General features: G+C 64.4%; 17 protein-coding genes. 7 read left to right on the forward strand and 10 right to left on the reverse strand.

Annotation, left to right across the window (positions count from 1 at the left end; genetic code table 11):
• The 4 genes from ABIB91_RS06120 to ABIB91_RS06135 form a co-directional block, all read right to left on the reverse strand.
• Complete coding sequence (locus ABIB91_RS06120; protein ID WP_354160901.1) at positions 1–564, reverse strand: DinB family protein; 564 nt, start codon at positions 562–564, stop codon at positions 1–3.
• Positions 565–611: 47 nt separating this feature from the next.
• Positions 612–3,593, reverse strand: a complete 2,982-nt coding sequence (uvrA, locus tag ABIB91_RS06125; RefSeq protein WP_354160900.1) for an excinuclease ABC subunit UvrA — start codon at positions 3,591–3,593, stop codon at positions 612–614.
• A gap of 278 nt (positions 3,594–3,871) precedes the next feature.
• Positions 3,872–4,561, reverse strand: a complete 690-nt coding sequence (locus ABIB91_RS06130; protein ID WP_035992628.1) for an outer membrane protein — start codon at positions 4,559–4,561, stop codon at positions 3,872–3,874.
• A 227-nt stretch (positions 4,562–4,788) separates the two neighbouring features.
• Complete coding sequence (locus tag ABIB91_RS06135; RefSeq protein ID WP_007590725.1) at positions 4,789–5,571, reverse strand: outer membrane protein; 783 nt, start codon at positions 5,569–5,571, stop codon at positions 4,789–4,791.
• Between the two features lie 459 nt (positions 5,572–6,030).
• Between ABIB91_RS06135 and ABIB91_RS06140 the strand changes: the two genes are divergently transcribed.
• Positions 6,031–6,528 (forward strand): single-stranded DNA-binding protein, encoded by a 498-nt coding sequence (locus tag ABIB91_RS06140; RefSeq protein WP_354160897.1) that lies wholly within the window; start codon positions 6,031–6,033, stop codon positions 6,526–6,528.
• A 372-nt stretch (positions 6,529–6,900) separates the two neighbouring features.
• Positions 6,901–9,645: a DNA gyrase subunit A gene (gene gyrA, locus ABIB91_RS06145; RefSeq protein WP_354160895.1), complete on the forward strand. Its 2,745-nt coding sequence runs from the start codon at positions 6,901–6,903 to the stop codon at positions 9,643–9,645.
• A 137-nt stretch (positions 9,646–9,782) separates the two neighbouring features.
• Here gyrA and ABIB91_RS06150 read toward each other — a convergent pair whose 3' ends face one another.
• Both ABIB91_RS06150 and ABIB91_RS06155 read right to left on the reverse strand, forming a co-directional pair.
• Positions 9,783–11,636, reverse strand: a complete 1,854-nt coding sequence (locus tag ABIB91_RS06150) for a potassium transporter Kup (protein WP_051058391.1) — start codon at positions 11,634–11,636, stop codon at positions 9,783–9,785.
• Between the two features lie 199 nt (positions 11,637–11,835).
• Positions 11,836–12,093: a hypothetical protein gene (locus ABIB91_RS06155; protein WP_354160893.1), complete on the reverse strand. Its 258-nt coding sequence runs from the start codon at positions 12,091–12,093 to the stop codon at positions 11,836–11,838.
• Between the two features lie 248 nt (positions 12,094–12,341).
• Here ABIB91_RS06155 and coaD point away from each other — a divergent pair, with 248 nt between their 5' ends.
• The 5 genes from coaD to queA all read left to right on the forward strand — a co-directional run bounded on the left by coaD (position 12,342) and on the right by queA (position 15,548).
• Positions 12,342–12,836, forward strand: coding sequence for a pantetheine-phosphate adenylyltransferase (coaD, locus tag ABIB91_RS06160; protein WP_007590732.1), 495 nt, complete (start codon positions 12,342–12,344; stop codon positions 12,834–12,836).
• Positions 12,837–12,877: 41 nt separating this feature from the next.
• Positions 12,878–13,441 (forward strand): peptidylprolyl isomerase, encoded by a 564-nt coding sequence (locus ABIB91_RS06165; protein WP_007590733.1) that lies wholly within the window; start codon positions 12,878–12,880, stop codon positions 13,439–13,441.
• 8 nt (positions 13,442–13,449) lie between these two features.
• The gene (locus ABIB91_RS06170) at positions 13,450–13,875 is read left to right on the forward strand and encodes a UCP034077 family protein (RefSeq protein ID WP_354160891.1); all 426 of its coding nucleotides are present in this window, start codon (positions 13,450–13,452) and stop codon (positions 13,873–13,875) included.
• Positions 13,872–14,336, forward strand: a complete 465-nt coding sequence (locus tag ABIB91_RS06175; protein WP_007590736.1) for a peptidylprolyl isomerase — start codon at positions 13,872–13,874, stop codon at positions 14,334–14,336. The genes ABIB91_RS06170 and ABIB91_RS06175 overlap by 4 nt, the downstream gene beginning before the upstream one ends.
• 141 nt (positions 14,337–14,477) lie before the next feature.
• The gene (queA, locus tag ABIB91_RS06180; RefSeq protein WP_354160888.1) at positions 14,478–15,548 is read left to right on the forward strand and encodes a tRNA preQ1(34) S-adenosylmethionine ribosyltransferase-isomerase QueA; all 1,071 of its coding nucleotides are present in this window, start codon (positions 14,478–14,480) and stop codon (positions 15,546–15,548) included.
• A gap of 96 nt (positions 15,549–15,644) precedes the next feature.
• Here the strand turns inward: queA and ABIB91_RS06185 are convergent, their stop codons facing one another.
• From ABIB91_RS06185 to ABIB91_RS06200, 4 genes are all read right to left on the reverse strand, one after another.
• Positions 15,645–16,682 (reverse strand): aspartate-semialdehyde dehydrogenase, encoded by a 1,038-nt coding sequence (locus ABIB91_RS06185; RefSeq protein ID WP_354160886.1) that lies wholly within the window; start codon positions 16,680–16,682, stop codon positions 15,645–15,647.
• A 219-nt stretch (positions 16,683–16,901) separates the two neighbouring features.
• Positions 16,902–17,504, reverse strand: a complete 603-nt coding sequence (locus ABIB91_RS06190; protein WP_063996249.1) for a PepSY domain-containing protein — start codon at positions 17,502–17,504, stop codon at positions 16,902–16,904.
• 248 nt (positions 17,505–17,752) lie between these two features.
• Complete coding sequence (locus ABIB91_RS06195; RefSeq protein WP_354160884.1) at positions 17,753–18,499, reverse strand: TetR/AcrR family transcriptional regulator; 747 nt, start codon at positions 18,497–18,499, stop codon at positions 17,753–17,755.
• A 134-nt stretch (positions 18,500–18,633) separates the two neighbouring features.
• Positions 18,634–19,818 (reverse strand): patatin-like phospholipase family protein, encoded by a 1,185-nt coding sequence (locus tag ABIB91_RS06200; protein ID WP_354160882.1) that lies wholly within the window; start codon positions 19,816–19,818, stop codon positions 18,634–18,636.
• Between the last annotated feature and the right edge of the window lie 32 nt (positions 19,819–19,850).

Below are 19,850 nucleotides of genomic sequence, written 5' to 3' on the forward strand. Positions count from 1 at the left end.
CTAGGCTTTCCACACCGTTTCCTCGGTCCATCCGAGTTGGTCGAATTCGGTGGCCCTGAGCGGCGCCTCTCCCTCGGCGAAGAACTCGTCTAGCTGGGGCGGGGTAAGGTGCGTTTCGGACAGCATCGCGTGGGCTTGTCCGCGATGATGAATTTGATGCTGGAACAGATGCATGAGCAGCCGGTCGCGACGTTCGATCTGCACGCGGGTGTCGCGGTTGATCCGCACGAGACCGTCGAGAAGCTCGGGCGTCAGTCCATCGCAGACGGCAATCAAGCGCTTGTCGATCGCGGATTGCGCAGGCTTTAGCGCGGCGAGTGAAAGGTGGGGCATCTGGTTCTTCCAAGCCGCCGGTCCCAGCCATCCGCCCTCCAGCGCGTCGACATAGAAGAGGTCTATGACATAGATGTGGTTGAGCGTGCGCTGCAAGCTTGGAAAGAAGCCGGTTCGTGCGGCTTCGAAGTCAGCCTGAGACAGCGCTGCGCAAGCAGTGAGCAGCCGGTGGTTCGCCCAAGCATTATTGTGGGCGAACGCACGATAGGTTTGCACAAGTCCTGCAGGCAAAAGCGACCTCCCTCAGACAATGTGTCGGCACGCTCCCGCTGCGTAACCTACTCCGCCGCCTCGCTCGCCGTGCGTCTCCGCTTCGGCTTCCGCGCCTTCGCCAGCACCGGGGCCAGAAACTTCCCCGTGTAGCTCCGCGGTGCTTTCGCGATGTCTTCGGGCGGGCCCCAGGCGACGATCTCGCCGCCGCCGTCGCCGCCTTCGGGGCCGAGGTCGATGACCCAGTCGGCGGTCTTGATGACCTCGAGATTGTGCTCGATGACGACGACCGTGTTGCCCTGCGCGACCAGTTCGTGCAGCACCTCCAGGAGCTTCTTGACGTCGTGGAAATGCAGGCCGGTGGTCGGCTCGTCCAGGATGTAGAGCGTGCGGCCGGTGGCGCGCTTTGACAGCTCCTTTGCGAGCTTGACGCGCTGGGCTTCGCCGCCGGAGAGCGTCGTGGCCTGCTGGCCGACATGGATGTAGTCGAGGCCGACGCGATGCAGCGTCTGGAAGGTCTCGCGCACGCGCGGGACCGCCTTGAAGAACTCGGCCGCTTCCTCGACCGTCATGTCGAGCACGTCGGCGATGCTCTTGCCCTTGAACAGGACCTCCAGCGTCTCGCGGTTGTAGCGCTTGCCCTTGCAGACGTCGCAGGTGACGTAGACGTCGGGCAGAAAGTGCATCTCGATCTTGATGACGCCGTCGCCCTGGCAGGCCTCGCAGCGGCCGCCCTTGACGTTGAAGGAGAAGCGGCCGGGCTCGTAGCCGCGCGCCTTCGACTCGGGCAGGCCGGCGAACCATTCGCGGATCGGCGTGAAGGCACCCGTATAGGTCGCGGGATTGGAGCGTGGCGTGCGGCCGATCGGCGACTGGTCGATGTCGATGATCTTGTCGATGTGCTCGAGGCCCTCGATGCGGTCGTGCGGCGCGGCGCCCTCGCTGGCGTTGTTCAGCTTGCGGGCGATCGCCTTGTACAGCGTGTCGATCAGCAGCGTCGACTTGCCGCCGCCGGAGACGCCGGTAACGCAGGTGAACAGGCCGAGCGGGATTTCGGCCGTGACGTTCTTGAGGTTATTGCCGCGCGCATTGACCACCTTGATGGTGCGGCGATGGTTCGGCGGGCGCCGCTCCGGCACCTCGACCTCAAGCTCGCCGGTCAGATATTTGCCGGTCAGCGAGTTGGGGTTGCGCATGATCTCGGCGGGCGTGCCTTCGGCGATGATGTTGCCGCCATGCATGCCGGCACCCGGGCCGATGTCGAGCACGTGGTCGGCGAGCAGGATCGCGTCCTCGTCGTGCTCGACCACGATCACGGTGTTGCCGAGGTCACGAAGTCTCTTGAGCGTGTCGAGCAGGCGCGCGTTGTCGCGCTGGTGCAAGCCGATCGAGGGCTCGTCGAGCACATAGAGCACACCTGTCAGGCCCGAGCCGATCTGCGAGGCCAGGCGGATGCGCTGGCTCTCGCCGCCGGACAGCGTGCCGGAGGAGCGGGACAGCGTGAGATAGTTGAGGCCGACGTCGAGCAGGAAGGTGAGGCGCTCGCGGATCTCCTTGAGGATGCGGCCGGCGATCTCGTTCTGCTGGGTGTTCAGCGCCTCCGGCACGGTCTCGAACCACGCGCCGGCGCCCTTCACTGACATCTCGGAGATGTCGCCGATATGCTTGCCGCCGATCTTGACGCAGAGCGCCTCGGGCTTGAGCCGAAAGCCGTGGCACGCCTCGCAGGGCACGTCGTGGAAGTACTTCGCCAGCTCCTCGCGCGCCCACTCGCTCTCGGTCTCGCGATAGCGGCGGTTGATGTTGGTAATGACGCCCTCGAACGGCTTCTTGGTGTCATAGGAGCGGACGCCGTCCTCGTAGGAGAACTTGATCTCGTCCTCGCCGGAGCCGTGCAGGATCGCATTCTGCGTCTTCTTGGGCAGATCCTTCCATTTGGTGGTCAGCGTGAACTTGTAGTGCTTGCCGAGCGCAGTCAGCGTCTGAATGTAATAGGGCGACGAGGACTTGGCCCAGGGCGCGATGGCGCCCTTGCCGATGGCTAGCTCCTTGTCGGGGATGACGAGGTCCTCGTCGACATGCTGCTCGACGCCGAGGCCGCCGCAGGCGGGGCAGGCGCCATAGGGATTGTTGAACGAGAACAGCCGGGGCTCGATCTCGGGGATGGTGAAGCCGGAGACAGGGCAGGCGAACTTTTCCGAGAACAGCATGCGCTCGGGTCCGCTCTTGTCGTGGATCTTGGCCGTCTTCTTTTTCTCTTCCGCGGGGGCTGCTGCAGCCGGCGCGTCCGCGAATTCGATCACGGCAAGACCCTCGGCGAGCTTCAGCGCGGTCTCGAAGCTTTCGGCGAGGCGCTGGCCGATGTCGGGGCGCACCACGATGCGGTCGACGACGACGTCGATGTCGTGCGGGAATTTCTTGTCGAGAACAGGCGCTTCCGCGAGCTCATGGAAGGCGCCGTCGATCTTGACGCGCTGAAAGCCCTTCTTGAGCCATTCGGCGAGCTCTTTGCGGTACTCGCCCTTGCGGCCGCGCACGACCGGCGCGAGCAGATAGAGCCGGGAGCCCTCCGGCAGCGCCAGCACGCGGTCGACCATCTGCGAGACGGTCTGGCTCTCGATCGGCAGGCCGGTGGCGGGCGAATAGGGCACGCCGACGCGCGCCCACAGCAGGCGCATGTAGTCGTAGATTTCGGTCACCGTGCCGACGGTGGAGCGCGGGTTTTTCGATGTCGTCTTCTGCTCGATCGAGATCGCCGGCGACAGGCCGTCGATCTGGTCGACGTCGGGCTTCTGCATCATCTCCAGGAACTGGCGGGCATAGGCCGATAGCGATTCGACGTAGCGGCGCTGGCCCTCGGCATAGATGGTGTCGAACGCGAGGGAGGATTTGCCGGAGCCTGACAGCCCCGTGAACACGACGAGCTTGTCGCGCGGAATTTCGACGTCGACGTTCTTGAGGTTGTGCTCGCGCGCGCCACGGATCGTAATCGCGCGCAGGTGTGCTCCCGCGTTCTGTTGTTGGCGCTTCGCCTTGATCACTTCATCCATCCTGGTGGTCCTCAGGGAATCCAAAAGCGCGCGATCGCGCCAACTTGACAGGCGCGCATCGCCCGGAACCGGGATCGGCGCCGATGGGTAAGTAAGCGAACGTAGGAAGAACAGGGACGGATTTCCAGTGGCGTTTGCGAATCGTCAACGGATTGTTGGCGCGCTGGCGGCATCTGGCAGGAGCACGGCTTGCGGAACTGCGCGTGACCGGTCCCGTTCAAACAAAAAGGCCGGCGCGAGGCCGGCCTTTCGTAACACGATGGCGTCGATAGCGAAGATCAGTACTTCGCGACGATCGGGCCCCCGAAGTGATAGTTCACGCCGACCTGCACGGTGTGAAACTCGAGCGTGCCGGTGGGCAGGGCGCCCGAGAAGTAGGTCTCGCCGCCGAGGCTGCGAAAGAGGTACTCGCCCTTGACCGACCACTGCGGAGCGAAGAACGCTTCGACGCCCGCACCGACGGTCCAGCCGGAGTGCCACTTGCTGTCGGAAGCGGTCACGCCGAGCGCGCTGATGCTGAGCTTGTTGTCGATCCAGGCGTAACCACCGGTGCCGTAGAACAGGACGTTGTTGACGGCGTAGCCGATGCGGCCGCGCACGGTGCCCATCGCATCGGTCTTCGAGCTGAGGGTGGTGCTGACGAGGCCGAAGCCGGGGACGGCAACGGGGCCGGTGACCGACGCGCTGACGTCAGCCCAGGAACCATCGGCCTCGATGCCGAACACGACATTGCCGGTCTGCCAGTTGTAGCCGGCAGTACCGCCGACGAAGCCGCCCTTCATCTTCGGGTCGGTCGAGGAATTTTCCCAGGCGCCGCCACCGACGATACCGAGGTAGAAGCCGGTCCAGTTGTAGACCGAAGCCATGGCCACCGGAGCCTTGGTGTAGGGGCGCGCCGCCAGATCAGCGGCCGAAGCCGGGGCAGCGAGTGCGAACAAACAGGCCGAAGCCAACCAAATCTTTTTCATCTTCAGTAATCCCAGTCCCAGTTTCTGTTGTCCCTCCCTGTTCCGGAAGAGCATCGGACGCCGTGGTCCAACTGATATCGTCCATACACCGGTGAAGCCGCAAGTTGTGTCACTGAAAAGCAACAGCGATCGGAAAACGGAACGGCTATTGACCTATTGATATCGCAGAACCGCACAGCAAAAGGCCGGCACGAGGCCGGCCTTCGAAGTGCTCTATTCCAGCGCGATCAGTACTTTGCGATGACCGGACCGCCCCAGCGATAGTTCAAGCGGACGAGGCCCATATCGACGTCCTGGCGAATCCGGTCGCTGCCGAAAACCGCACCCGCGGGCGTTGTGAAGCCGATCGTGCGATCGCCAAGGAAGATGTGGTCGTATTCAAAGCCCAGCGACCAGTTTGGAGCGAAGCCGAACTCCAGACCGGCACCAACCGTGCCACCCCAGCGAGTCTCCCGCGCCGAGGCCAGCAGCGCGCCCGCGCCGGGCGTGCCCGCCGCAGCGTAGATGTCGTACTTGTCGCCGACGACGGCGGCGCCGCCCTTCACGTAAAGCAGCACGTTGTTCCAGGCGTAACCGATCTGACCGGTGATGAGCCCGAAAGAGTCGATGCGGGAACGGTTGCGATCACCCGTGACCAGGGCGGTGCCGGGGAAAAGTGTGCTCACGTTGTCGCCCCGGAAGTCGGCCCAGTTGCCTTGGCCTTCGAGGCCGAACACCCAATTGGTGGACTGCCAGCGATAGCCGATCTGGCCACCGACCGTGCCGCCGACCGCGTTATGGCAGCCTTCCCCGACCAAAACGCCGGTCGCGGGCGTGACGAAGTCCCAGCACGTGTGGCTCGAGCCACCGCCGCCGTTGATGCCGATGTAGAAGCCGCTCCAATCGTAGATGGTGGCAATCGCCGGCGCCGGAGCCTTGGTGTAGGGACGCGCGGCAAGATCCGCCGCGCTCGCGGGAGCCGACAGGCCCATCGCCACTGCACTGATTGCACCAATAAGAAGCTTATTCATTGCCAGTCTCCCCAGGTTCGTCCGCTTCTTTCTTCCCCGAAGCGGTTGATCAGGCACGAGGGCCCATATGATTTAAGTCCGAGGAAACCGTAGCTCTACGGAGCGGCAAAGTCCGTCTCCGAAATGCAACAAGAACGGGGCCGTGCGAGGACCCATAACTTGCTGAATGTTAAGCTCTTTCCTTCGCTTTTGGGAACCTACAAAGGTTCCAATCGACGCGTGCCTTCCCGCAGTACATTGGCCGATCGACGCCACATATTCGATGCTGAAGTTCGCCAAGAACAAATCTGGAACAAGCCGGAGGTCGATGCTATATGTGGGGATAACCGGAGGGGCGACGGACTGATCGTCGTCCGCAAGCGTTCGGCGAGCGTATAGGGTCGCCTCAACAGGCACGGTGGAGCGCGGGGAGCGGACCGGCCTTCTTGAATTCAGTGGCATTCGGAGCGGAGAGCGGAGATGGCGGGAAGCGTCAACAAGGTCATTCTGGTTGGAAATCTCGGCAAGGATCCTGAAATCCGCCGCACCCAGGACGGGCGGCCGATCGCCAATCTGAGCGTCGCCACCTCGGAGACCTGGCGCGACAAGGCGACCGGCGAGCGCAAGGAAAAGACCGAGTGGCACCGCGTCGTGATCTTCAATGAAGGGCTCTGCAAGGTCGCCGAACAGTATCTGAAGAAGGGCGCCAAGATTTACGTCGAGGGTGCGCTCCAGACCCGCAAATGGACCGACCAGAGCGGCGTCGAAAAGTACTCGACCGAAGTCGTGCTGCAGGGCTTCAACTCCACCCTGACGATGCTGGACGGTCGTAGCGGCGGCGGGGGAGGCGGCAGCTTCGGCGACGAGCCGGGCGGCGATTTCGGCTCCTCCGGTCCCGTCAGCAACGCGCCGCGGCGACCCGTTGCCGCCGGCGGCGGTGGCCGCAACAGCGACATGGACGACGACATCCCGTTCTGAGCGATTCCGTTCTGAGAACGAGGCATATCGATGCGGAGGCGCCGGCCGCGTGGGCGGCGCTTCTCATCTCGTGTCAAAAAATCCCACTAATCGGCAGGACGGGCTCGGGATTTCCGGGCCCGCTTCATGTTTGGGGTGAGCTCGGATTGCGGCTTGGCAAACGCGCTGACGGGGCAAGCTCGCCGCGCGGTTTTCCACGGGCGAGCGGCGATTTTGCGAGGTCGGTGCGGGGGCTGTCCGAGACAGCGCTCGCAAGGGCTTAAGTTGTTGGAAAAATAGGTAGAAAAAGCGCTTCCCAGATCGCCGCGAGGGTGGTTATCAGAGGCTGGATGCGCTATATGATTCCCAGATAAAACCTCATCGGATTTCCCCTTGGCTGACGACGACGACAAGCCCGGCGACCAGCCGGCGCAACCCTCGGATATTCGCCCCGTCTCCATCTTTGAGGAGATGAAGAAGTCCTATCTCGACTACGCCATGAGCGTGATCGTGGCGCGGGCACTGCCTGACGCCCGCGACGGTCTGAAGCCGGTGCATCGCCGCATCCTGTACTCGATGAACGAGCAGGGGCACACGCCGGACAAGAAGTACGTCAAGTCCGCCCGCGTGGTCGGTGACGTCATCGGTAAATATCATCCGCATGGCGACCAGTCGATCTACGACGCCATGGTCCGGATGGCGCAGGACTTCTCCATGCGCGTGCCGCTGATCGACGGCCAGGGCAATTTCGGCTCGGTCGACGGCGATCCTCCGGCTGCCTATCGTTATACCGAAGCCCGATTGACGAAGGTGGCGCTGGCTCTGCTGGCCGACATCGACAAGGACACGGTCGACTTCCAGCCGAACTACGACAACAACGAGACCGAACCGTCGGTCTTGCCGGCCAAGTTCCCGAACCTTCTCGTCAACGGCGCCGGCGGCATCGCGGTCGGCATGGCGACCAACATCCCGCCGCACAATCTCGGTGAGGTCATCGACGCCTGCGTTGCGCTGATCGACAACCCCGCGCTTACCATCGACGAGCTCATCAACATCGTGCCGGGACCGGATTTCCCGACCGGCGGCGTCATCCTCGGACGGCAGGGCATCCGCGCCGCCTATCACCTCGGCCGCGGCTCAGTCATGATGCGCGGCAAGGTCGCGATCGAGACCATCCGCAAGGAGCGCGAGGCGATCATCATCACCGAGATTCCCTACCAGGTGAACAAGGCGACGATGGTCGAGCGCATCGCCGAGCTGGTCAAGGAAAAGAAAATCGAAGGCATCGGCGACCTGCGCGATGAATCCGATCGCGACGGCTACCGCGTCGTCATCGAATTGAAGCGCGATGCCGTGCCGGATGTGGTGCTGAATCAGCTCTACAGGTTCACGCCGCTGCAGACGAGCTTCGGCGTCAACATGGTGGCGCTCGACAGCGGCCGTCCGCGGATCATGCATCTGAAGGACCTGCTGGCGATCTTCGTCGACTTCCGCGAGCGCGTCGTCACGCGGCGCACCAAGTTCCTGCTCGCCAAGGCCCGTGATCGCGCCCATATCCTGGTCGGTCTGGCGATCGCGGTCGCCAATATCGACGAGATGATCCGCGTCATCCGGACCTCGCCCGACCCGACCACCGCCCGCGACACCCTGATGTCGCGCGACTGGCCTGCCCGGGACGTCGAGGACATGCTGACGCTGATCGACGATCCGCGCCACCGCATCAGCGAGAACGGTACGATCCGGCTGTCGATGGAGCAGGCGAGGGCCATTCTCGATTTGCGCCTGCAACGCCTCACCGCACTCGGCCGTGACGAAATCCGCGAGGAACTCGACAAGCTCGCCGGCGAAATCGCCGACTATCTCGACATCCTGCGCTCGCGCGACCGCGTGCTTGAAATCATCAAGTCCGAGCTCGCCGAGGTGAAGGCCGAGTTCGCGACCCCGCGCCGCACCGTCATCATCGAGCAGGAAGGCGAGGTCGAGGACGAGGACCTGATCCAGCGCGAGGACATGGTCGTCACCGTCTCGCACGCCGGCTACGTCAAGCGCGTGCCGCTGTCGGCCTACCGGGCCCAGCGCCGCGGCGGCAAGGGCCGCGCCGGCATGCAGACCCGCGACGAGGATTTTGTCAGCCGGCTGTTCGTGGCGTCCACGCATACTCCGATGCTGTTCTTCTCCTCGCGCGGCCAGGTCTACAAGATCAAGGTCTGGCGCCTGCCGATGGCCGCGCCGAACGCGCGCGGCAAGGCGCTGATCAACATCCTGCCGCTGGAGCAGGGCGAGCGCATCACCACCATCATGCCGCTGCCGGAGGACGAGTCCACCTGGGGCAATCTCGACGTGATGTTCGCCACGACAGGCGGCAACGTCCGGCGCAACAAGCTGTCCGACTTCGTCGACGTCCGCCGCTCCGGCATCATCGCGATGAAGCTCGACGACAACGAAGCTATCGTCGACGTGCAGATCTGCACCGAGCACGACGACGTGCTTTTGACCGGCGCCGGCGGCCAGTGCATCCGCTTCCCCGTCACCGACGTGCGCGTGTTCACCGGGCGCACCTCGATGGGCGTGCGCGGCATTGCGCTTGCCGAGGGCGACAAGGTGATTTCGCTGGCGATCCTGCGCCACGTCGAGACGACGTCCGACGAGCGCTCGGCGTATCTGAAGATGCGTCGTGCGGTTGCCGGCGAAGCTGCGGCCGAGGAGCCGGCGGCGGACGCCGAGGCCGAGGAGACCTCCGGCAGCTTCCAGCTGGCTCAGGAGCGCTATGTCGAAATGTCGGCGGCCGAGCAGGTCGTGCTGACCGTCTCCGTCAACGGCTACGGCAAGCGGACCTCGTCCTACGAGTACCGCACCACGGGCCGCGGCGGCAAAGGCATCGTGGCCATGAGCGTCAACAACCGCAACGGCAACCTGGTGGCGTCGTTCCCCGTGGAAGACGCCGATCAAATCATGCTGGTCACCGACAAGGGCCAGCTGATCCGCTGCCCGGTCGAAGGCATCCGCGTGGCCGGCCGCTCAACCCAGGGCGTGATCGTGTTCGACACCGCCGAGGACGAACACGTCGTCTCGGTCGAGCACATCACGGAAGAGGCCGAGAGCGGAAACGGGGCGAATGGGGAGTCGAACGGGGAGTGATGCGTCACCCCTCGTAGCCCGGATGGAGCGCAAGCGAAATCCGGGTTCTTCATTCGAACGGCTGTCCCGGATTGCACTTCCGCCTTCGCTCTCCGAGCTACGGCGGACAAGTCGCTCCATCCGGGCTACGAATTGCGCTAAATCTCCAGCTCCGTGCCGAACTCCACCACCTGCTTGGTCGGCACGCCGAAGAACGCGGCGGAGCGTTCGGCGTTGCGCTGCAGGAAGGCGAACACGGTTTCGCGCCAGACCCACATGCCCGGCACGTCCTCGCGCGGGATGATGGTCTCGCGGCCGACGTAATAGGTGATGTCGGAGAGGTCGATGCCGGGCAGCTTGCCGTGGCGGCAGGCGAAGGTCAGCCCTTCGTAGATCGTCGGGTTCTGCATGAACCCGTAATGCAGAACGACGCGGGTAATGCCGGGAATGATCTCGATCACCTCGATTCGGTCTTCGTCGTCGATGTGAGGAAGCTCCTCGATCAGCACGGTGACCAGGACGATGCGCTCGTGCAGCACGTGGTTGTGCTTGACGAACTGGGTCAGCGCCAGCGGCACGCCGCGCGGCGCCGACGCCAGGAACACGGCGGTGCCGGGCAGCCTGGCGCTGCACTTGTTGACCGCGGTTTCGATCAGATCCTCCTCGGGCTGGCGCAGCTTCGCGCGTGCCGCTTCGACGAGCTTCACGCCGCTGCGCCAGGTCAGCATCAGGAAAGCGACGAAGCCCGCGAGCATCAGCGGAAACCAGCCGCCCTCGAACAGCTTGATCGAATTGGCCGAGAAGAAGATCACGTCGATCACGAAGAAGAAGCCGTTCACGGCCACCACCAGCCACGGCGAATAGCCCCACTGGATCGCGACCAGGGCAGCGAGCAGCGTGGTGATCGCCATCAACAGCGACACCGCGATGCCGTAGGCGCCGGCCAGCGCCTCCGAGCTGCCGAAGCTCAGCACGGCGCCGAGCGTTGCGGCGGCGAGCAGCCAGTTCACCAACGGCACGTAGATCTGGCCGATCGCTGCGCTCGTGGTGTGACGGATCTGCATGCGCGGCAGGAAACCGAGCTGAATCGACTGCTGCGTCAGCGAGAACACGCCCGAGATGATGGCCTGCGAGGCGATCACGGTCGCGACCGCCGAGAACGCGACCAGCGGATAGTGCAGGGCGTCGGGGCAGAGTTGGAAGAACGGATTCTCGATCATGGAGGGGTCGGTGATCAGCAGCGCGGCCTGGCCGAAATAGTTCAGCACCAGCGCGGGCAGGCAGATCGCGAACCAGGCCAGCCGGATCGGCAGGCGGCCGAAATGCCCCATGTCAGCATACATGGCTTCGCCGCCGGTCACCGCGAGGAAGGCGGCCCCCAGGATCGCGAAGGAGACATGAAAATCCTGGTGGATCAGGAAGTCGAACGCATAGAGCGGGCTCAGCGCCGCCAGCACCGCCGGCGCCTTGACGATGCCGTGGATGCCGAGCGCTGCCAGCACGAAGAACCAGGCCAGCATCACCGGTCCGAAGATGCGGCCGATGAAGCCGGTGCCCTGCTTCTGCATCATGAACAGTCCGATCAGGATGACGACGGTCACGGGCACCACCGCCGGCGCGAGCGAGGGTGCGTCGACCTTCAGACCTTCGATGGCTGATAGCACCGAGATCGCCGGCGTGATCGCCCCGTCGCCGTAGAGCAGGGCGGCGCCGACGAGGCCGACGACCAGCAGATGCGCGCGCCAAGTACCGGGTTGGGCGTTGCGGGCATGCAGCAAGGCCAGCAGGGCGACGATGCCGCCTTCGCCGCGGTTGTCAGCGCGCAAAATCAACAGCGCATATTTCAGCGAGATGATCAGCAACAGCGCCCAGAGGATCAACGAGGCAACGCCCAGAACGGCATCGTTCGTCAATGTGCCGCCGTGGGCGGCGGCCTTGGCGGCTTCCTTGAGCGCGTAGAGGGGACTGGTGCCGATATCGCCATAGACCACCCCGAGGGCGCCCATGGTCATTGCAAGCGGCAGTGGATCAGGTTGATGGCCGGAGGCGACTGCAGGCGTACTGGACAATGGCGACCCCTCGATGGGATCGCGCCCGACGGGTCATTCCGGCGGGCGCGAGCATCGGGCAGTCTGCGACGGGACGTCGCAAATATCCATGGGGTTTATCTATGGGATTTGTCGCTACCTGACGCGAAACTGACAGACGCCGCTACGGAGTGCGGTTTGCGGTCACGAGGCGAGCCTCGCGGATGTCGGCTTTGGTGCCGGCCTGGCGAAGGCAGGACGCCTCGAAATTCGGCCAGGCCTGCTGCGAGCAGTCCTTGCCGATGGTGCGGATATCGAGCCGGTCGCTCTTGGCGAGCGGTTGCGGCACGCTCGCCTCGACAGTCGGGGCGAAGCCGGGCAGGAGGGTGAGAGCGGCAGCAACACACGCAGAGATGGCGATCGCCGAAAGAGCCTTGATCATGACAGTCCCCTGTGATGCGGCCGCTACGCCCATTTGTGCGGCCCGTCGTTCGTTGGCCGGATTAGTAACCATGGCCAGTTTCCGGACGTCTTCGCGAACGCGGGAAATGGTTTCGTTCGCGCTCCGTTTTGTTTCGTGGCCGCCCTCAGGACGAAACAATTGGGCGCATTCCGACACGGTTTTGCGGAAAAACCGCCAGGGAACCTGACCGGCTTGCCGGGCCGGGCCGGGCGCGGTAGGACGTGGCCATGCCGCGCATTGCCTTCTATCCAGGTTCCTTCGACCCCATCACCAACGGCCATCTGGACGTGGTCCGGCACAGCGTGTCGCTGTGCGACAGGCTCGTTGTCGCGATCGGGGTGCACCCCGGCAAGAAGCCGCTGTTCTCGACCGAGGAGCGGCTGAAGATGCTCCATGACGTCTGCGGGCCGGTGGCGGCCCAGGCCGGCTGCGTGCTCGAAGCAGTGACGTTTGACGACCTGTCGGTGACATCGGCGCGCAAGTACGGTGCGACGATCATGATTCGGGGCCTGCGCGACGGCACCGATCTCGACTACGAGATGCAGCTCGCCGGCATGAACGAGGCGATGGCGCCCGAGGTGCATACGGTCTTCCTGCCGGCCTCTCCCATGGTCCGCCCGATCACCGCCACTTTGGTGCGCCAGATCGCCGCCATGGGCGGGGATGTCTCGGCCTTCGTCCCGCCGCTGGTTGCGGCACAGCTCAAGGCAAAATTCGCCTGATAACGGCGCGTTTCCTTTCTCATCTCTGATCGGGAGTTATCATGATCCGAATTCTCGCAGTTCTGGCCGCGGTTCTGTTCGCGGTGCCGGCCTTCGCGCAAGCCTTGCCGGCCGGCCTCGACAAGGCCAACGCCATCGTCATCGACTCCACCAAGGGCCGCATCGTCATCAAGCTGAGGCCGGACCTCGCGCCCCAGCATGCCGAGCGCATCAAGCAGCTCGCGCGCGAGGGTTATTACAACAACGTGCCGTTCCACCGCGTCATGGACGGCTTCATGGCGCAGACCGGCGACGGTCAGAACTTCAACGGCACCGGCGGCTCGAAATATCCCAACCTCAAGCAGGAATTCTCCAAGGTGCATTTCGCGCGCGGCATCGTCGGCATGGCCCGGCGCGGCGACAGCGTCGACACCGCCAATTCGCAGTTCTTCATCATGTTCGCCGACGGCGGCAGCCTCGACAACCAGTACACCGTGATCGGCGAGGTCGTGCAGGGCATGGACGTCGTCGACAAGCTGAAGAAGGCGCCTCCCGGATCAAGCGGCGGCACCGTCACCGATCCCGACAAGATGGTGAAGGTGCAGGTCGCTTCCGACATCAAGTAGGAGAGGCGATGGCGCGCGCCTGTGGCAAGCTCCTGCTGGTTGCCGCGGTGCTGCTGCTCGGCGTCCCCGGCGCAATCGCCGAGGACGCACAGGTCAACACCATCCAGGACATCTTCCGGCATCTGCGCACCTGCTGGAAGCCGCCGCCCGCCGCCAAGGCCCGCCCGATCGACATCACCGTCGTCGTGAGCTTTAACCGGGCTGGAAACATTCTGGGCCATCCGAGGATTACCTATGAATCCGCCGAGGCCTCCGACGAGGACCGGCTGCAATACCGGGTCGCGGTGATGGAGGCATTGCAACGCTGCACGCCGATGCCATTTACCGATGCGATGGCCGGCGCCGCTGCAGGGCGTCCATTCGCGATCCAGTTTCGCAACCGCAAGACTTCACCTGGCAAGACTTCACCCCCAACCCAAGAGAGACGAGCATGAGCGCCACCGAAAACACACTGATCCTCGAAACCACGCAGGGCCCCGTCACCATCGAGATGCGGCCTGATCTGGCGCCCGGCCACGTCGCGCGCATCAAGGAACTCGTGCGCGAAGGCTTCTACGACGGCATCGTGTTCCATCGCGTAATCGACGGCTTCATGGCGCAGACCGGCTGCCCGCAGGGCACCGGCACCGGCGGCTCCGGCAAGAAGCTGAAGGCCGAGTTCAACAAGGAGCCGCATGTGCGCGGCACCACCTCGATGGCGCGTGCCGCCAGCCCGGATTCCGGCGATAGCCAGTTCTTTATCGTGTTCGACGACGCCCGCTTCCTCGACAACCAGTACACGGTGTGGGGCAAGGTCACCGAGGGCATGGAGAACGTCGACAAGATCAAGCGCGGCGAACCCGTGCAGAACCCCGACAAGATCGTCAAGGCGCGGATGGCGGCTGACGCGGAGTAGGCGTTTCTCCTCATGGTGAGGAGGCGCGTAGCGCCGTCTCGAACCATGAAGGCCGAGCTGCAGCAGCGGGGCCTTCATCCTTCGAGACGCGCGTTCCGCGCTCCTCAGGATGAGGAGTGACTGTACGGCTCCGAGCCCGAGATGCGCACCGATCTCTTCGATTTCGACCTGCCCGCCGAGCGCATCGCATTGCGCCCGGCAAGCCCGCGCGACTCCGCGAAGATGCTGGTCGTCGATCCCGGCACGCTCCGCGACCAGGTCATCGCCGATCTGCCGCAATGGCTGAAGCCGGGCGACCAGCTCGTCGTCAACGACACCAAGGTGATCGCGGCGCAATTGAAGGGCCGTCGCATGGGCCGCGAGACCGAGCCGAAGATCGAGGCGACGCTGATCAAGCGCCTCGACGGCTCGCGCTGGCAGGCGCTGGTGAAGCCGGCCAAGAAACTCGCAGCCGGAGACCGCGTCCGCTTCGGCAATGAGGGCAAGGTCTGCCTGCTCGGCCATCTCGACGCCGAGGTCGAGGCAAAGGGCGCGGAAGGCGAGGTGACGCTGTCATTTTCGTTCCACGGCCCGACGCTGGATCAGGCCATCGCCGATCTCGGCAGCCCGCCGCTGCCGCCCTACATCGCCTCGAAACGTACGCCTGACGATCAGGATCTCGCCGACTACCAGACCATGTTCGCGGCGAATGAGGGCGCCGTGGCCGCGCCGACAGCCGGCCTGCATTTCACGCCGGCGCTGGAGCAGGCGCTGCACGCGCGCGGCGTCGGCATCAACCGCGTCACGCTGCATGTCGGGGCAGGGACCTTCCTGCCGGTGAAAGTGGACGACACCGAAGGCCACAAGATGCATGCCGAATGGGGCACGCTCTCGGCCGAAACGGCGGAGCGGCTCAACACAGCGCGCAAGACCGGCGGCCGCATCATCGCGGTTGGCACCACGTCGTTGCGCTTGCTCGAAAGCGCAGCCAGCGAGGACGGCACCATCGAGCCATTCGCCGCCGAGACGTCGATCTTCATTACCCCCGGCTATCGCTTCCGCGCCGTCGATGTTCTGCTGACCAATTTCCATTTGCCGAAATCGACACTGTTCATGCTGGTGTCGGCGTTCTCCGGGCTGGAGACGATGCAACAGGCCTATGCGCATGCGATCGCGACCGGCTATCGGTTCTATTCGTATGGCGATGCGTGTTTGTTGTTTCGGGCGCCGTAGGGTGGGTTAGCCGTAAGGCGTAACCCACCCCTTCTGTTTACGCGGTAGAGACAGTGGTGGGTTACGCTGTCGCTAACCCACCCTACGCACCTCCCGTTACGCCATCACCCGCTGCGGCAAGAGCTCCGCGATCTGCACTGCATTGAGCGCAGCGCCCTTGAGCAGCTGGTCCGCTGCCACGAACATCGAGATCGAATGCCCGGAGGGGTCGCTGAGGTCCTTGCGGATGCGGCCGACCAGGACGTCGTCCTGGCCCGTGGCGTCGATCGGCATCGGGAAGTAGTTCTTGGGACGGTCGTCGACGACCTTGACGCCGGGCGCTCGCGCCATGATGGCACGGACCTGATCCTCGCTGATCGGCTTCTCGCATTCGAAGGTGATGGCTTCGCAATGAGCCCGCAGCACCGGCACACGGACGCAGGTGACGCCGATCGCGATCTTGTCGTCCTCGAAGATCTTGCGGGTTTCGTTGATGACCTTGGTCTCTTCGTCGTTGTAGCCGGTGTCGGGGTCGATCGCCGTGTTGTGGTTGAAGAGGTTGAAGGCGTAGGGATGCGGCATCACTTTCGGCGTATAGACCTGGCCGTTGAGGTTGGCGCGGGTGGACTCGACCAGCTCGTCCATGGCGGCGGCGCCGGCGCCGGAGGCGGCCTGGTAGGTCGAGATGATCACGCGCCTGATGCGGTTGGTCTGGTGGATCGGCCATAGCGGCACCAGCGCCGTGATGGCGGCACAGTTCGGGTTGGCGATGATGCCCTTGTGGTCCCGGATGCGGTTCGCGTTGATTTCGGGGATCACCAGCGGCACGTTCGGGTCCATCCGGAAGGCGGAGGAGTTGTCGACGACGACGGCGCCCGCCTTGACCGCGATCGGGGCATACCTCTTCGAAATGCTGCCGCCGGCGGAGAACAGGGCGATTTCGACGCCTTCGAAGGCGCGTTCGGTCAGCTCCTCGATGACGACGTCTTGCCCACGGAACGACACCGTCTTGCCGGCTGAGCGGGCGCTGGCGAGCGCCTTGAGCTTGCCGACGCGAAAGCCGCGCTTGTCCATGGTGGCGATGAATTCGGCGCCCACCGCACCGGTGACGCCGACAATCGCGACGACGGGATCGTTACTCACTGTGTCCTCCATTGATTTGAGAATTCAGACAACAAAAAAGCCCCGGACCAACAAGGGCGGGGCTTCGGTAGAGTGGATTGCGTTCTAGTCGACGACTACACGCGCACGCCTCCCCGGGCCCCGAAGGCCGTGGTGGTTTTAGTCGCGCGTTTGGTGGTCGTGAACATGGCGGGAGCTTATGCGGGAGAGTTTTGCGCCCGTCAATGGCTTTTCGGCGGAATGGGGCTGCCGCTATTTGGTCCGGGCGCCCGGCGGTTCGAGGATGACCTCCTTGAGGTTGTCGCCACTGATGACGACGATCGCGAAATTCAGCCGGCCGCGTTCGCGCACCAGCCCGCCGCTGATCGCCTTGCCGGAGGCCGCGCGCTCGGCGACGTGCACGGCATCCGCAAGCCGATGCTTGATGGCACCGAGCGCTGCGAGGTTGCTGCGGTCGTCGAGATCGAGCTCGGCGAGCGGGAGGGCGGCTTCGCCGCCGACGAGCTCGCCGGTCGCGGCATTGATGGTGTGGCGCCAGATCCGGTCGTTGTGCAGGGTCTTGACCCGGTAGACCGGCACGCCGGAGGCTCCGTCGAAACTCACATCCGCCGTGGTGGCACCGGCGTGGCGGGCTTCCGCAATCGCCATGGCCTGGTTGATCGAGATCGACGAGCTGCGGAAGCGCTCGATCTCGCGACTGACCGCTTGGCGGTCGGCCTCAGCGTCACCATCTGTGTCGCTGTGAAGGGCGGTCGGCGTGCCCGTGCTCACGATCGCTCGCGCCGGCGCCGCGAGGAGGAGTGCGGACAGGGCGATTGCGAGCAATCCCGAGATACGTCGTTTGGCTGTCGTCATGCTCGAAACCCTCGGCCAGCGAGTGTGCCGGATGATCGTAAAGAATTTGCGGCCGACCTTGGGCATCGGTCGGCCGCTGAGCGTCGTGACGGGCTGTACCGCCGCGGCGATCGAGGCGGTGCGGACCTCTTGGGGCTGGTGAAAAAGCGATCCGCATCGCCCTATAACTAAACCATACCGTATCGTTTTGTTTTGGTCAACGGCGCGGGCGCAGGATTCACTGGAAAGATCGCAATCTCACGGAATTGTCAGCGGGATGGGCGCCGCCGCCGCGTGGTCTTGACGGCGTCCTGGAGGCGGTCCGGGGGGCCAAGCGCTCCGGCCAGGAACAGCTTGATTGCAACCCGCATACGCTTTTCGGCGTCTTTCAGCTCGAGGGTCGTTCCGAAGGTCGCCATGCGGTGGGTGTGTCCCACGACGACGTCGAGAAACACCTCGGCTGCGATCGTGGTGTCTTCCATGTTGAGTGCGCCTTGCGCCACCAGATGGTCGAAGAAGCGTGCCGTGGTGGCGACGGCCTTGAGCCAGCCTTCCTCCTTGCCGAGCTTGGCGATCTCGGGGAAGTTGATGGCCTGCGACGTCATCATGCGGCTGAAGGCGACGGCATCGGGACCGCAGGTGAATGTCAGCATCTCGCGCCCGATCTCGACCAGCCGCTGCTCGACCGAGATGTCCGAGGGGCTCCCGAGCTGGGTCTCGGCGGCCGCGGATAGCGGTGCAAGCCATCGCGCGATCTCGCGCCGTAGCACGGCGGCGAACAGGCCGCGCTTGTCGCCGTAACGGGCATAGACGGTGGGCTTGCTCACTCGCGCGGCTTCAGCGACTGCATCGAGCGAGGTCGCGTCAAAGCCGCGATCCAGGAACAGGCGGGTGGCGACTTCGATCAGCCGCTGATCGCGCTCGATCGCGGCGCTTTTCGTCGGCCGGCCGCCGCGCGATTTCGGCACCTCGCGCCGCTGAGCTGCCGGTCTTGTCCTGGTCGCAGTCAATCCCATGCCCAATGATTCCTGCGCGGTCGTGACATCCGTGATTGCTCTATAACGCGCAGCAACGGGTGCGTCATGGCTAATCTGGCCGAATGGGCCTCATCGTCAACCGTCCCGGCACGGCCCCGTTCCTCGGCGAGCGCTCACGGAAGCGTCGAAGTCCAGGCTTGGCCAGACGCCGCCTTCTCATATCCGTACTGATACAGCGCCCGCATATAGGCGGTGTCGAACCCTTCCGAGGGAGCCGCCGGATAGTCGCGCGCGATGTAGGAGAGATGGAAGCCCAGGCGGTTGCGCCTGGCAAAATCATAGGTCGAGAAGATGATCGAACGTGTCTGCGACTGGGTGATCGACGACAGGCTGCGTGAGGCGACGTCGATGGTGCTGTTGGAGACGAGCTCGAAATTGCGTTCGATCTTCTTGTTGACGAGGATGTAGATGTCCAGTTTCGCAGGGCCGGGTAGGCGACTGCCCTGGAAAAGCAGGGCTTCCGGCAGTGTCAGCACCGGGGCGGTCACGCCGCCGTCGACATGCATCTCCTGAAACCTGCGGCCCTCGCCTTCGGCGTCGATCATGATCGGCGGAAACACCAGCGGGATGCTGGCGGAGGCCGCCATCACGTCGCGAAACAGCTTGAGCGCCTCGGGCGTGCCGACCGCGGCGATCTTGCCCATGTCCCAGATCGCGGTCCGCTGGGTGTCGAGATCGGTGGTCACCACCAGCAGCCTTCGGCCCCTGGCGTTTTCACGTGCGACCTGCGCCATGATCTCGGGGCCGACATAGCGGGCGACGAGCTCGCGCAGCCGCGTGTTGCCGAACAGGCCGGATCCGAACAGCACGCGCATGATGCTGGGATCGCTCAACAGGCTCTCGGCGACACCGCTGGTGTAGACCTCCCTCAGCGTGTCGTCATATCGCGAGCCGAGAAACGCAAAGGGGGCGATCAGGCCGCCGGTGCTCACGCCCGAGACGACCGAGAAGGTGGGACGGGTTCTGGCCGCGGTCCAGCCGTTCAGCACGCCGACACCATAGGCGCCATCGGCACCGCCGCCTGACAGCGCCAGGTAGGACTTGGTCGCGGTGCTGGTGTCCTTCTCGAAGCTGAATTTCGTGATGGGTTCGTCGGCGTAGCGCCGGAGGCCGTCGATATCGAGCACGCGCGACGTGCTGGCTTCGGTGGCCGTATAGGGCGTGCGGGGCAGGGAGGTGCAGGCGCCGAGCGCCAGGCTGCACGTCAGGACCAGCAATCCGAACAGGCGGGCGCCGGTCTGCCTTGTCCCGCCATGCGAACGGGCGGACGGCTCAGTCGAACTTGAAAGGAATGGCATTGTCGGTGGCTGGCGATCACGCATCTACCGCC

It is taken from the genome of Bradyrhizobium sp. JR4.3, from assembly GCF_040547695.1.
Taxonomy (GTDB): domain Bacteria; phylum Pseudomonadota; class Alphaproteobacteria; order Rhizobiales; family Xanthobacteraceae; genus Bradyrhizobium; species Bradyrhizobium canariense.

Coding starts and splice junctions, on each gene's coding strand:
- ABIB91_RS06185 (WP_354160886.1), bottom strand. CDS start 16,682: ATGGAGGACACAGTGAGTAACGATCCCGTCGTCGCGATTGTCGGCGTC.
- queA (WP_354160888.1), top strand. CDS start 14,478: ATGCGCACCGATCTCTTCGATTTCGACCTGCCCGCCGAGCGCATCGCA.
- ABIB91_RS06150 (WP_051058391.1), bottom strand. CDS start 11,636: ATGACCATGGGCGCCCTCGGGGTGGTCTATGGCGATATCGGCACCAGT.
- ABIB91_RS06165 (WP_007590733.1), top strand. CDS start 12,878: ATGATCCGAATTCTCGCAGTTCTGGCCGCGGTTCTGTTCGCGGTGCCG.
- coaD (WP_007590732.1), top strand. CDS start 12,342: ATGCCGCGCATTGCCTTCTATCCAGGTTCCTTCGACCCCATCACCAAC.
- ABIB91_RS06175 (WP_007590736.1), top strand. CDS start 13,872: ATGAGCGCCACCGAAAACACACTGATCCTCGAAACCACGCAGGGCCCC.
- ABIB91_RS06130 (WP_035992628.1), bottom strand. CDS start 4,561: ATGAAAAAGATTTGGTTGGCTTCGGCCTGTTTGTTCGCACTCGCTGCC.
- ABIB91_RS06190 (WP_063996249.1), bottom strand. CDS start 17,504: ATGACGACAGCCAAACGACGTATCTCGGGATTGCTCGCAATCGCCCTG.
- uvrA (WP_354160900.1), bottom strand. CDS start 3,593: ATGGATGAAGTGATCAAGGCGAAGCGCCAACAACAGAACGCGGGAGCA.
- ABIB91_RS06195 (WP_354160884.1), bottom strand. CDS start 18,499: ATGGGATTGACTGCGACCAGGACAAGACCGGCAGCTCAGCGGCGCGAG.
- ABIB91_RS06135 (WP_007590725.1), bottom strand. CDS start 5,571: ATGAATAAGCTTCTTATTGGTGCAATCAGTGCAGTGGCGATGGGCCTG.
- ABIB91_RS06140 (WP_354160897.1), top strand. CDS start 6,031: ATGGCGGGAAGCGTCAACAAGGTCATTCTGGTTGGAAATCTCGGCAAG.
- ABIB91_RS06200 (WP_354160882.1), bottom strand. CDS start 19,818: ATGCCATTCCTTTCAAGTTCGACTGAGCCGTCCGCCCGTTCGCATGGC.
- ABIB91_RS06170 (WP_354160891.1), top strand. CDS start 13,450: ATGGCGCGCGCCTGTGGCAAGCTCCTGCTGGTTGCCGCGGTGCTGCTG.
- ABIB91_RS06155 (WP_354160893.1), bottom strand. CDS start 12,093: ATGATCAAGGCTCTTTCGGCGATCGCCATCTCTGCGTGTGTTGCTGCC.